The organism is Arcobacter sp. YIC-80, assembly GCF_044841725.1.
Taxonomy (GTDB): domain Bacteria; phylum Campylobacterota; class Campylobacteria; order Campylobacterales; family Arcobacteraceae; genus Arcobacter_B.
The window spans coordinates 63193-75970 of sequence record NZ_JBJBSI010000005.1 but is presented as its reverse complement, the minus strand read 5'-3'; the positions used below and the strand labels follow the sequence as shown (position 1 = coordinate 75970).

Genomic DNA, 12778 nt, shown 5'->3' with positions numbered 1-12778 from the left:
CTCATTTACATCTTTTTTCTATAGTCAAAATAGTCAGCAATTTTTCCCATAAGAACATCTAAAATAAAACCAATAATACCAACTAAGATAATACCTATGATGATATTATGGTATGAAAGATTGTTGTACTCATCCCAAATCCAAAAACCAATACCAATTCCACCTGTTAGCATTTCTGCTGCAACAATAACTAACCATGCAATACCTAAAGATAATCTCATTCCAGTAAAAATATATGGAACCGCTACAGGTAAGATAATCTTAAATACCTTTTCAATAGGTGAAAACTGTAATACTTTTGCTACATTTAAATAGTCTTGATTAACATTTTTTACACCAAGAGCGGTATTTATAATAATAGGCCAAATTGATGTTACAAAGATTGTTGAAATTGCTGTTGCATCAATATCTTGGAATACAAAAAGTAATAATGGCAACCAAGCTAAAGGTGATACAGGTTTAAATATTTGTATAAATGGATCAAAAGCATACTGGAAATTTTTACTCATACCAATAATTAGTCCTAATGGAACTCCCACTAAAACAGCAAGACCAAATCCTGAGAATACTCTTTGTAATGAAGCTACAATTTGCCAAAATACACCTTTATCATCTTGATTTTCAATGTAAAATGGATCAGATAAAACACCTTCTAATTCATCTCCATCTGATGTCTCTCCACCAAAGGCATATACATAAGTATCACTTGGTGTTGGGAAGTCCTCAACCATTGCAGCAATCCCTGACCACACTTGAAGTAAGACTACTAGTACTATTAGGGGAAATAGTATTTTTTTATAGATTTCTTTTTTCATTTTTAACCTTTCTTTGTTCTTTTAGATGCCTAGCTTTCGACTTGCTAGTAGGAGAGATAATAAAACTAGGCATTTAAAAAAACAAGCTTATTTCTCTTTATTAAAGTAAGTCTAAAAGACTTACTTTGTAACATATTTAGGATCTGCACATCCAGCAGGTCCATAGTGACACTCATATTTTGGTTGTGCAGTATTAACTTTCCAGTTATTAACTTTTAATAACTCTTCTTTTGATACAAGTGAGTTTTGAACTTTGAAGTCAAAGATATAATCTACAGCTTTATTTGGATCCCAAACTTTTCCATCTAAGAATTTATTGTATTTATCAAGACCATCTTTTTTCCATGGACTTGGAGGCAATTTATAATCAACCTCTTTTGCAACTTGGGCAAACAAGTCAGGTCTATATACTTTTTCAATTGTAGCTTTCATATCAACAGGTTTATCAAGTTGTCCCCATCTATACATTTGAGTAATAAACCACATTCCATGTGAGTAGTAAGGATATGCTGCATAGTTATTAGCAAATACGTTAAACATTGGGTTAGATGAATCTACACCTTTGTTATAAAGGAAAGTTCCTGACATTGATTTTTGTAATACTTTTTTAGGTGCTTTTACATAGTTTTTCTTAGCAAGGTATTTAATAGCTTCTTCTCTGTTTTCCCATGAAGCATCAAGCCATTTTTGTGCTTTAATAACTGCTCTCATAACCGCTTTTGTTGTTTCAGGGTTTTTCTTTACAAAGTCAGCTCTTGCTTGAAGTACTTTTTCTGGATTATTCCCCCAAATGTCGTAGTTTGTTACAAGTGCACTACCTTTACCTTTTAGTACGATTCTAGAGTTCCATGGCTCACCTACACAATAACCCTCAATATTTCCAGCAATTAAGTTTGATGGCATTGTTGGTGGTGGGAATGGTTTAATAGTACAATCTTGGTCCGGTCTAATTCCAGAAGCTGCCATCCAATATCTTAACTCATAGTTATGTGTAGAAACTGGGTGAACCATACCAAAGTTTAAAGGCTGATATTTATCTCCTTCAACTTTTCTTTTTGCATCTATGTATTTTTTAAGTGAGTCAGCAGATACAGGTCTTTGTGTTTTATCAAGTCCATATTTTTCCATCTCTTTAATAATGTTATTACCATACGTAATTGCATTACCATTAAAGTCTAAAGATAATAAAGCTTGTAAATGAGCGTCTCCATTTATTCCAAGTGTTGCAGCAATTGGCATACCTGCAAGTGCATGTGAAAAGTCATACTCTCCACTAATAACTTTTTGTTGAATTCCAGGCCAACCACCACCTTCTTTTGCAACATGAACATCTAAACCTTCTTCTTCAAAGAAACCTTTCTCTTTTGCAATTACTAGTGGAGCACAGTCAGTTAATGCAATAAAACCAATTTTTAACTTTGTTTTTTCTGGAGCTGCTAGAAGTGAACTTGCAACAATAGAAACACCTAATCCGATTTTTAATACCTGCTTAATCATGTTTTCTCCTTAAATTTACATTAATGATTTTTGATGTAATCATTATAACACTACTAGTTATTAAAATATACTAGTTTTTTGTATATAAAACATACAATAAAATCTTAAAATTACATAAAATTTGTTTTATAATGGATTACAGTAAAACATTAGTTTTTTACATCCACTATATAAAAGGAATATTTTATGATTAAATCAGTTTGTGGTTATTGTGGTGTTGGATGTGGACTAGAATTCGATGAAAGCAAACTTCTTGGTGATGTGGCTTATCCTGTAAATGAGGGTAAGGTTTGCTCAAAAGGAGTTAGTGAATTAGTAAGTATTCAAACACCAACTAGATTATTAAGACCAATGATAAGAGATACAATAAATAGTGAATTTAGAATATCAATTTGGGAAGAAAGTATACAAAAAATATCATCAAAAATTAAACAGGTTAATAAGGATAAGGTTGGATTTTATTTATCAGGTCAGTTATTAACAGAAGATTACTATATAGCAAATAAGTTAGGAAAAGGTTTTTTAAAAACAAATAATGTAGATACAAATAGTAGAACTTGTATGTCAAGTGCCGTAGTTGCTTATAAAAAATCTTTAGGAGCAGATTTCGTACCTCTTAGAATGAAAGATATTAATAAAGCAAACTTATTAATACTTGCAGGAGCAAATACAGCTGAAGCACATGTGGTTTTTCATAATAAAATTAAAAAAGCTAAAAAACAAGGGCTTCAAGTAGTTGTAATAGATCCTCGATATACAGATACAGCAAAGATTGCTGATATTCATTTATCTGTAAAACCTGGAAGTGATATTGACCTTTTTAATTTGATTTCTAAGCGAATTATTGATGAAGGTTTAATTGATGAAGAGTTTATAAACTCTCATGTAAATAATTATGATTTGTTAGTAAATAAATTCAAACGAATTCCTGTAACAAAAATGTTGAAAAGAACAGGTTTAACAAAAGAAGAGTTTGAAAAGTTTTGGCTTTTATATAAAAATAGTCCAAATATAATAACAGCTTGGACAATGGGACTTAACCAGTCAGTTCAAGGTGTTGATAAAAATCTTGCTTTAATTAATACTCATCTTTTAACAGGAAAAATTTTCAAGGAAGGAAATGGCCCTTTATCTTTAACAGGTCAACCTAATGCAATGGGAGGTAGGGAAGTTGGAGGACTTTCTACAATGCTTGCTGTTCATTTAGGCTTTGATGAAGAATCTATAAAAAAAGTTGAAGAGTTTTGGGGTGTAAAGGGTATCTGTAATAAGCCTGGACTTACGGCAACACAAATGCTTGAAGCAAGTCTTGAAGTATTGATAGTTTGTCATACTGATCCAATATATCATCTTCCCAACAGAAATAAAATGGAAGAGTTAATAAAAAATATTCCTTTAGTAATTGAGATAAACGCTTATGAAAACTCTGAAACCTCAAAGTTTGCTCATATAAAACTTCCTGCAGCTCCTTGGGGTGAAAAAGAAGGAACACAAACTAATCTTGATAGAACTATAACAAAACAAGAAAAACTAACAAGAACTTCTATTGATTGTAAACCTGATTGGGAGATTTTTCAGCTAATAGCACAGGGGTTAGGCTTTAAAAAAGATTTTAATTATTCTCATCCAAAAGAGATATTTCAAGAGTATCAAGAAATGATAAAATTAAACTCTTATATGGATATTAATGAAGCAAATTATGATGATTTATCCAAAGAACCTTTTATTTGGGGTGAAAAAATAGTTGAAAATAAAGAGTTTTTAACAAGTGATAGAAAGGCAAATCTATTTTTTGTTGAAAATAAGTTGTTAAGTGAAAAAGCATCTTTAGAATATCCATTTATTTTACTTACAGGAAGAACCAGAGACCAATGGCATAGTGGAACAAAAACAAATCTTCCAAGAACTCTTTTAAAGTTTAAAGAATTGAACTTTTGTGAAATAAATAGCGAAGATGCAAATAGTTTGGATATAAAAAATGGTGATGAAATCATAATTAAATCTAAAAGAGGTGAGTTGATCTCTTATGCACAAGTTGTTGAGACTATAAAAAAAGGAACAATTTTTATTCCTGTAAGTAATAGAGATATGAACTATTTAACAAACGACATATATGACAAAGAGTCATTAGAACCTGACTATAACCATAGTGCAGTAAAAATTGAGAAAAGGGTATAACATGAAAGAAAAATTAGTTGTAATTGGAAATGGAATGAGTGGACTTAGAGTTATTGAAGATTTACTTGAAATAAATAAAGATAAATATGATATTACAATTTTTGGTGAAGAACCTTATGTAAACTATAATAGAATCATGCTCTCTTATATTTTATCTCAAGAAAAAACTTTTGAAGACACTATTATAAATCATGAGTCATGGTATGAAAAAAATGATATTAATTTATATACAGGTGAAAAGATAGTAGAAATCAATAAAGAGAAAAAAACTGTAATCTCTCAAAGTGGAAAAGTTGAAAATTATGACAAGCTTCTAATAGCTACTGGTTCAAAACCTTTTATTCCTCAAACAGTAGGAAGTAATCTAAATAATGTAATTGCATTTAGAAATAAAGCAGATGTTGACACTATTATAAAAACTATAGATAAATCAAAAACAGCTGTTGTAGTTGGAGGTGGATTACTTGGTCTTGAAGCAGCTTATGGAATTGCTATGCATGGAGTTAAGACTATTTTAGTTCATAGAAGTGGCTCGATTCTTTCACAGCAACTTGATAGTACAGGAGGTAAACTTCTTCAAGAGAATTTAGAAAAATATGGAATAGAGTTTAAACTAAATACAACAATAAAACAAATAAATGGAACTAGTGATGTTGAAGAAGTAGAGTTTAGTGATGGAAGTAGTATTGAGTCAAATATTGTAGTGTTTGCAACGGGGATTATTCCAAATAAAGACTTGGCAATTGAGGCAAACCTTGATACTAAAAAAGGGATTTTAGTTGATGATTTTATGAGTACAAGTGATAAATCAATTTATGCTGTTGGTGAGTGTGTTGAGCATAAAGGAAATACTTATGGTTTAGTAGCTCCTTTATATGAACAAGGAAAAGTATTAGCTAAAAAACTTGCAGATGTTGAGGTTGAGGGGTATAGTGGCTCAACATTATCAACAAGACTTAAAATATCTGGTGTTGATTTATTTAGTGCAGGGGATTACTTAGGTGATGAGACAACAGAAGAGCTTATTTTACTTGATGAAAAGGTTGGTATTTATAAGAAACTTGTAATCTATGATAATAAGATTATTGGAATTGTTCTTTATGGAGATACAGCTGATGCTTCATGGTACTTAAAGCTTTTTAAAGAGCATACAGATATTAGTGATTTAAGAACTAAAATTTTATTTGGGAAGTCAGCACTTTCTGGGGATAGTGGACATGGAGGAGATGATATAAACTCTATGAGTGATGATGAAGAAGTTTGTGGATGTAATGGTGTTTGTAAAGGTGATGTTGTAAATGCTATTAAAGATAAAGATTTAAAGTCTCTTGGGGATGTAAAAAGTTGTACAAAAGCTGGTGCTTCATGTGGTTCTTGTTTAGGCTTAGTTGAGCAAATTTTAGTAAATACTTTAGGTGATGAATATAACGCCGTTGAAGAAGGTATTTGTGATTGTTGTGATGTGGGTCATAAAGAGATAAAAGAGTGTATAAATGAAAATGAGTTTTCAGATGTGTATGAAGTTTTTGAAAAACTAAATTGGAAAACTGATGATGGTTGTATCAAATGTAGACCAGCTATAAACTACTATTTATTAGTTAAATATAATGATGATAAATATAAAAATGACAAAAGAAGTGCTTTGGTAAATGATAGAAACTTTGCAAATATTCAAAAAGATGGAACTTACTCTGTGGTTCCTAGAATTTGGGGAGGTCTTACAAGTCCTCAAGAGCTAAAAGACATTGCAGATATAGCTGTGAAATATGATGTTCCAACAGTTAAATTTACTGGGGGGCAAAGGCTTGATATGTTAGGTGTTAAAAAAGAACAATTGGCTCCTATGTGGAAAGATTTAAATGATTGTGGTTTTGTTTCAGGACAAGCTTATGCAAAAGGTCTTAGAACGGTAAAAACTTGTGTAGGAAGTCAATGGTGTAGATTTGGTACCCAAGACTCAATGGCAATGGGTGTGAGACTAGAAAAGTTAACTTGGGGATCATGGACACCACATAAATATAAAATTGCAGTATCAGGATGTCCTAGAAACTGTGCAGAAGCAACTATAAAAGACTTTGGAGTTGTTGCAGTTGATTCTGGTTGGGAAATACATATTGCAGGAAATGGTGGTATTAAAGTTAGGGTTACTGATTTACTTTGTAAGGTTGAAACTGATGAAGAGTTGATTGAGTATACAAAAGTATTTATGCAGTTTTATAGAGAGGATGCTTACTATTTAGAAAGAACAGCTCATTGGCTTGAAAGAGTAGGTTTAGAGTATGTGAAGAAAGTTATGCTTGATTCTCAAAAAAGAAAATATTACGCTTTAAGATTTGAAGAATCACAAAAAAGTGCACAAGTTGACCCTTGGGCAAAAGCAATTGAAGATGGATTTACTAAAGAGTTTAGCCCAATTGTAATAAAACCAGAAGAATCAGTAAGCTTTGAATCAAAGGAGATAAACTAATGCAAAACTGGATTAAAATAACAGAACTTAAAAATATCCCTTCAATGGGTTCAAGAGTAGTAAAATATGAAGATTTAGAAATAGCTATTTTTAAAACAAAAGATGGCTCAATCTATGCTATAAACAATATCTGTCCTCATAAACAAGGTAAGTTGTCTGATGGTTTAGTTCATGAAAAAATAGTAACCTGCCCTTTACATAATACTGATGTTGATATGCTAAGTGGTGAGGCAATTGGTGAAGATTATGAGTGTACTAAAACTTATAATTTAAAAATAGAAAATAGTTTAGTCTATTTAAATTTAAAGTAAAAATTATGTCAAAGGTATATTTAACTGGTGCAGGGCCAGGAGATAAAGAGTTATTAACTCTAAAAGCATATAAACTGATACAAAAAGCTGATGTGATTATTTATGATAATTTAGTAAATAAAGAGATACTAGAAGAAGCAAAAGAGGGTGTTGAATTAATTTATGTGGGTAAAGTAAAAGATAATCATACTTTACCCCAAGAGCAAATAAATGAATTGATTTATAAATGTTCTTTAAAATATGAGTGTGTTGTAAGATTAAAGGGTGGAGATCCTTTTGTTTTTGGTAGAGGTGGTGAAGAAGCTCTTTATTTAAAACAAAGAGGTATTAGCTTTGAAATAGTTCCAGGTATTACTTCAGCTATTTGTGTTCCTGCTTATGCTGGAATTCCTGTAACACATAGAAGTGTATGCTCATCTTTTAGAGTAGTAACTGGACATAAAAAAGTAAATGAAAGCATGCATGATATAAATTGGAATAGTTTTAAAGATGATGAAACATTAGTCTTTTTAATGGGACTTCATAATATTGAACTTATTACTTCAAAACTACTAGAAATAGGTAAAAAGAAAACTCTTTCTTGTGCAATCATTTCAAATGGTACAACAAAAAAACAAAAAACAATAGTTGGAACTTTAGAAAATATAGTTGAAAAATCAAAAGAAGCTATAACACCTGCTGTTTTTATAGTAGGAGAGGTTGTAAACTTGCGAAAAGAAATAAAATGGTTTGAAAACTAAAAAGAGTTTTAGAACTCTTCTAGTTTTTTAAACTCATTTATAATCTCATCTATTGGCTCAATTCCAACAGATATTCTTAATAAATCTATAGGAAGTCCTATCTCATCTAAGAACTTATTTCCTTGTTTTGATTGGATTAGATCCCAGTGAGCTAAATAAGTATAAGGCATAAGAAGTGTAAACTCAGTACCCAAGCTAGGTCCTTTGGCAAAGTTTAGTTTGTCATATACTTCTTTAAATGCTCTATTAAAAGTAACAGAGATAATACCTGTAAGGCTATTGTCATCTCTCATGGTTTGAGAATAGTTATCTTTGTTTTCTTCATTTAAACAATAGAAAACTTTATCTATGTAAGAGCATTCTTCAAAATAAGTAGCTAAAGCTTTTGTGTTGGCACTTACTTTTTTTACTCTACTTTTATAATCTTTTATTTGTAGTGCTAATCTTTGTTTATCTTTTATGTAAACTGGGTCACAATGTTTGAAAAACTCTGTTGTCATATGTGATAGATTATTTCTTTTATTTAAAATAATTGCACCCATTAAAACATCAGCATTTCCACAAGCAAACTTAGTAAGTGATTCTACAAAAATATCTGCATAATCTTCTAAGTTTAGATTATAAGGTGTAGCAAAAGTTGTATCTATAACTAAAGGAATATTGTATTTGTCACATACCTTTCTTAATCTTTTAATATCTACTGTTTTTAAAAGAGGATTTGTCGGAACCTCTGTGATAATAGCACTTACTTTAAAACCTTCTGTTTTTAAATACTCTTCAAGTAAATCAAGATTTAAAATATCTGGAAATACTTTTGATTCTTGATAGTGATGATTTACAATATTCATAGTATCTAAATAAAGCCAACCAAACTGTACTAAAACAGTTCGCCCATTATGTGCTTGAATAGAGTTGATACCTCTTACTACTGAATAAATAGCATTCATTCCAGATGGTGCTAAGCATACTTTATCTTTTGATTGATTATAGGCACTTGCTAGAGTATCTATGATTATATCATGGGCTTTTGATTCTTCTTCAAGCTCTTCTTCATGAATTTTATCAATCAATCCTAAATCAAAAAGATATTTTTCCGCAAGTCTTGAAGAAAGGTTGCATCCTACATGTTGAATATAACTTAAAACTCTTTGTAATTGACAAGTATTTTTTTGAACTAAGATAACACCAAAAGCTTCATCAACTTCAAGTTTATTGTTTATATAATATTTATTACTTACAAGTTTTACAGCTTTTTGTGAACTAAGCACTACTACTTCATATTCATCACTTACTTTATATTTTTCTTTGATATAAAGTCCAAGCTGTTTTAGGTAAGGGTGAAGTACAAATCTTGGGTAACCACTTTTTATAGTTTCAAGTATTTCAGGAGTTTGTAGTTCATAATCAATCACATCTTGTAAGTATGGCATCGATACTGATACAGCATGTACATTTTTTACAGGAAGTGTTTCTCCTGTTGGGATGTGATTAAAATAGTTTTTGCTCATTTATTACCTTCTTACTTTACTGCCTGTTTAATATCTTCGATTAAATCTTCTACATTTTCTAAACCAATAGAAAATCTTACTGTTCCCTCAGCTATTCCAATAGCCTCTAACTCTTCTTTAGAAAAAGATGCATGAGAAATCTTAGCTGGAATTTCTACTCTTGAATCTGGGCTTCCAAATGAACACTTTTCACCATAAATCTTAGTGTTTTCTATAAACTTTTCAGCTAATTCAAGTGTTTTGAAATCTGCACAGAATAGCCCTGGAATATAATCCATTTGCTCTTTTGCTAGCTTGTGTTGTGGATGTGATTCTAGTGCTGGATGAGTAACTTTAGTGATATACTCTTGCTCTTCTAAGAACTTAGCAATAATTATAGAGTTTTTCTCATGCTCTTTCATTCTAACTTTTAGTGTTGGAATACCAAGTGTGATTAGATATACATCCATTGGATTTTGAGATCTTCCACCTGCATTTGCATAGTAATGAACTTCATCACTTAACTCTTTTGTTGCTGCAACAATAGCTCCTGCAACCACTGCTCCATGACCTGAAATATATTTAGTTGTTGAGAAAAGAGAAAAATCAGCTCCAAGCTCAATGGGTCTTTGAGAGATAAATGTAGCAAGTGAGTTATCAACTGCGAATAAAGCATTGTATTTGTGTGCTAAGTTAGCTACTTTTTTTAAATCAATGATTTTAAGACCTGGGTTTGTTGGACTCTCACATAAAACTAAATCAATAGGGTTGTTTTTTAGAATCTCTTCCATACTATCTAACTCTAAAAAGTTCGCAAAATGAACTGTTACATTGTATTTTTCTTTAAATACTTTAAGAAGTCTAAATGTTCCGCCATAACAGTCAGCTTCTACTAAAATATGTGAGTTTGCTTTTAAAGTTGTTTCAAATAAAAGTGCAACAGAAGCAATACCTGTGTGTGTACATACACATCCAGCACCACTTTCCACCTCAGTAAAAAGATTTTCTAACATCTCTCTAGTTGGGTTGTCACTTCTTGTATAGTCATAAATTTTATCACCATCTTGCTTTTTTAAATCAAATGTTCCTGTGTTATAAATAGGAAAGTGAGAAGCACCAGCTTGTTCAGCAAATGGTGCAAATTTTGCGATATGGCTTAATGATGTTTCAACATGTTTCTTCATAAAAATCCTAATACTTTTTAGGGATTATATCGAAGTTTTACTAAGAGAAAAAATTGAGTAATTTTTATTATAAAAAATACTTATATTATAAAAGAGGCAAAGCCTCTTTTATTTATTCAAAGTATTCTTTTACAGTTTCTTCAAGTTCTTTTACACTTAAAACACCTGATTGTCTCCCAACTTCCATACCATCTTCGAGATATACAAGTGTAGGAACTCCAAAGGCTTTAAATCTTTTTGTTAGTTCTTTTTGTTTTGAAACGTCTACTTTATAGATGTAGATATCTTTTGGTTTAGTACTTGTAGCATATTTTGTCATGTTCTTCTCTAGAACCTTACAAGAACCTCACCAGATTGCGTGAAAATCAACTATTACGTTTTTACCAGCTATTTTCTCATCAAAATTTTCATTTGTTAGTTCTTCAAATGCAAATAAAGATGTAGTTAGAAAAAACAGCATAACTAGTACTATCTTTTTCATAAGTTACCTTTTTTTTATTTTTTTTAGTATATTTTTTTTTCGTTTAGTTTATGTTAAGTAAAATAGGATAAATTTTATCTTGTTTTATAGTTTCTTTTGATAGTGTGAATAAAATAAATATAAACAATTATGAAAGAGAATAATATGAAATTAGATGAATTAAAAGTAAATATTGATTATTTTGAATTTGATGAAAGCTTATATCAAAAACTAAATGCAACGCCTGTTTTAAAACCTAAGCTTGTATCTTACAACAAACAAGCTTGTGATTTAATAGGTTTAGATTATGAAGAGTGTGAGAGGCAAGAGTTTTTAGATTTTATGAATGGGAAAAAAATTTTAAAAGGCTCAATTCCTTACTCTATGGTTTATGCCGGTCATCAGTTTGGCTACTTTGTGCCACAACTAGGTGATGGAAGAGCTATAAATCTTGGAAGTATAAATAACTGGCATTTACAAACAAAAGGTTCAGGTCTTACAAAATACTCAAGACATGCAGATGGAAGAGCAGTACTTAGATCATCAATAAGAGAGTATATTATGAGTGAAGCTATGCATGCTTTAGGAATACCTACTACAAGAGCTTTAGCTATCATAGATTCAGAATCTTTTGCACATAGAGAGTGGGAGAGTGAGTCTTGCTCTATTGTTATGAGGCTTTCTCCTTCTTGGATAAGAATAGGAACTTTTGAGTTTTTTGCAAGGACAAATGATGCTAAAGCAAATGTAACTCAACTTGCTGATTATGTGATAAATCAGTCATATCCTCATCTAAAAAATGAAGAGAATAAATATCAAAAAATGTTTTATGAATTAGTTGATAGAAGTAGTGAACTTCTTGCTTATTGGCAGGCTTATGGCTTTATGCATGGAGTTATGAACACTGACAATTTTTCAATGGCAGGTCTTACAATTGATTATGGGCCTTTTGCTTTTATGGATTATTTTGAAAAAAATTCTATTTGTAATCACACAGATAGTGAAGGGCGATACTCTTATGACAATCAACCTTATGTAGCAAGATGGAATTTGATGGTTTTAGCAAATGCAATGGGCTCTATTATAGATGAAGAAAAAGCAGTAGAGTATTTACACTCTTTTTTACCACAACATGAAAATGTATATTTAAATCTTATGAACAAAAGATTAGGATTAGATGGTTCTAAAACTAGTGATAATAATGCTTCTTTAGTAAAAGAGTTATTAGGAAGTTTAGAAAGCTCACAAATGGATTACAATGTCTTTTTTTATAGATTAAGTAAACTTGATAATTTTGATAATTTAAGTAGTATTACGGATATATCTATTTTTAGAGAACCTTTAGTAAATTGGTTTGAGTCTTATAAAAAAGTATGTGAAAATGAAAATAGTAGTTTTGAGAAAAGACAAAATATTATGAAAAAAATAAATCCAAAATATATTATCAAAAACTATATGCTTCAAGAAGCTATAGAAAAAGCCCATGAGGAGGACTATAGTTTAGTAAATGATTTACTAAAAATTGCTCAAAATCCTTTTGATGAACATAAAGAGTTTGAACGATATTCAAATCCTACACCTATTGAGTATGGAAATTTACAACTTAGTTGTTCTTCTTAGTGTAAAAGAAAGCATAAGC

At 30.6% G+C, this 12778-nt stretch carries 10 protein-coding genes and 1 pseudogene; 5 read left to right on the top strand and 6 right to left on the bottom strand.

The window, feature by feature from the left end:
- Positions 1-5 precede the first annotated feature (5 nt).
- Together ntrB and ACH5BK_RS08500 are read right to left on the bottom strand one after the other, a co-directional pair.
- Positions 6-815 (bottom strand): nitrate ABC transporter permease, encoded by an 810-nt coding sequence (gene ntrB / locus ACH5BK_RS08505; protein WP_404306394.1) that lies wholly within the window; start codon positions 813-815, stop codon positions 6-8.
- 120 nt (positions 816-935) lie between these two features.
- On the bottom strand, positions 936-2312 hold the full coding sequence (locus ACH5BK_RS08500; RefSeq protein ID WP_404306392.1) for a CmpA/NrtA family ABC transporter substrate-binding protein: 1377 nt from the start codon (positions 2310-2312) through the stop codon (positions 936-938).
- Between the two features lie 186 nt (positions 2313-2498).
- Between ACH5BK_RS08500 and ACH5BK_RS08495 the strand changes: the two genes are divergently transcribed.
- The 4 genes from ACH5BK_RS08495 to cobA are packed head-to-tail and all read left to right on the top strand — an operon-like array spanning position 2499 to position 8008.
- On the top strand, positions 2499-4490 hold the full coding sequence (locus ACH5BK_RS08495) for a molybdopterin oxidoreductase family protein (RefSeq protein ID WP_404306390.1): 1992 nt from the start codon (positions 2499-2501) through the stop codon (positions 4488-4490).
- A gap of 1 nt (position 4491) precedes the next feature.
- Positions 4492-6957, top strand: a complete 2466-nt coding sequence (gene nirB, locus ACH5BK_RS08490) for a nitrite reductase large subunit NirB (protein ID WP_404306388.1) — start codon at positions 4492-4494, stop codon at positions 6955-6957.
- Entirely contained in the window at positions 6957-7268 is a 312-nt protein-coding gene (gene nirD / locus ACH5BK_RS08485) for a nitrite reductase small subunit NirD (protein ID WP_404306386.1), read from the top strand. The genes nirB and nirD overlap by 1 nt, the downstream gene beginning before the upstream one ends.
- 5 nt (positions 7269-7273) lie before the next feature.
- Entirely contained in the window at positions 7274-8008 is a 735-nt protein-coding gene (gene cobA, locus ACH5BK_RS08480; protein ID WP_404306384.1) for a uroporphyrinogen-III C-methyltransferase, read from the top strand.
- Positions 8009-8016: 8 nt separating this feature from the next.
- On the opposite strand, the gene ACH5BK_RS08475 is transcribed toward cobA, so the two are convergent.
- The 4 genes and pseudogenes from ACH5BK_RS08475 to ACH5BK_RS08460 all read right to left on the bottom strand — a co-directional run bounded on the left by ACH5BK_RS08475 (position 8017) and on the right by ACH5BK_RS08460 (position 11160).
- A complete protein-coding gene (locus tag ACH5BK_RS08475) occupies positions 8017-9516 on the bottom strand; it encodes a PLP-dependent transferase (RefSeq protein WP_404306382.1) in 1500 nt (499 codons plus the stop codon).
- A gap of 11 nt (positions 9517-9527) precedes the next feature.
- On the bottom strand, positions 9528-10679 hold the full coding sequence (locus ACH5BK_RS08470) for a trans-sulfuration enzyme family protein (RefSeq protein ID WP_404306380.1): 1152 nt from the start codon (positions 10677-10679) through the stop codon (positions 9528-9530).
- A 112-nt stretch (positions 10680-10791) separates the two neighbouring features.
- Positions 10792-11013: pseudogene (locus ACH5BK_RS08465) on the bottom strand (thioredoxin family protein); the annotation flags it as partial.
- 12 nt (positions 11014-11025) lie between these two features.
- Positions 11026-11160 carry a hypothetical protein gene (locus ACH5BK_RS08460; RefSeq protein ID WP_404306378.1) on the bottom strand — a complete coding sequence of 45 codons (135 nt, stop codon included), beginning with the start codon at positions 11158-11160 and terminating at the stop codon, positions 11026-11028.
- Positions 11161-11304: 144 nt separating this feature from the next.
- On the opposite strand from ACH5BK_RS08460, the gene ACH5BK_RS08455 reads away from it, so the two are divergent.
- On the top strand, positions 11305-12759 hold the full coding sequence (locus ACH5BK_RS08455; RefSeq protein WP_404306377.1) for a YdiU family protein: 1455 nt from the start codon (positions 11305-11307) through the stop codon (positions 12757-12759).
- Positions 12760-12778: the final 19 nt, after the last annotated feature.

Coding starts and splice junctions, on each gene's coding strand:
- ntrB (WP_404306394.1), bottom strand. CDS start 815: ATGAAAAAAGAAATCTATAAAAAAATACTATTTCCCCTAATAGTACTA.
- ACH5BK_RS08500 (WP_404306392.1), bottom strand. CDS start 2,312: ATGATTAAGCAGGTATTAAAAATCGGATTAGGTGTTTCTATTGTTGCA.
- ACH5BK_RS08495 (WP_404306390.1), top strand. CDS start 2,499: ATGATTAAATCAGTTTGTGGTTATTGTGGTGTTGGATGTGGACTAGAA.
- nirB (WP_404306388.1), top strand. CDS start 4,492: ATGAAAGAAAAATTAGTTGTAATTGGAAATGGAATGAGTGGACTTAGA.
- nirD (WP_404306386.1), top strand. CDS start 6,957: ATGCAAAACTGGATTAAAATAACAGAACTTAAAAATATCCCTTCAATG.
- cobA (WP_404306384.1), top strand. CDS start 7,274: ATGTCAAAGGTATATTTAACTGGTGCAGGGCCAGGAGATAAAGAGTTA.
- ACH5BK_RS08475 (WP_404306382.1), bottom strand. CDS start 9,516: ATGAGCAAAAACTATTTTAATCACATCCCAACAGGAGAAACACTTCCT.
- ACH5BK_RS08470 (WP_404306380.1), bottom strand. CDS start 10,679: ATGAAGAAACATGTTGAAACATCATTAAGCCATATCGCAAAATTTGCA.
- ACH5BK_RS08460 (WP_404306378.1), bottom strand. CDS start 11,160: ATGAAAAAGATAGTACTAGTTATGCTGTTTTTTCTAACTACATCTTTA.
- ACH5BK_RS08455 (WP_404306377.1), top strand. CDS start 11,305: ATGAAATTAGATGAATTAAAAGTAAATATTGATTATTTTGAATTTGAT.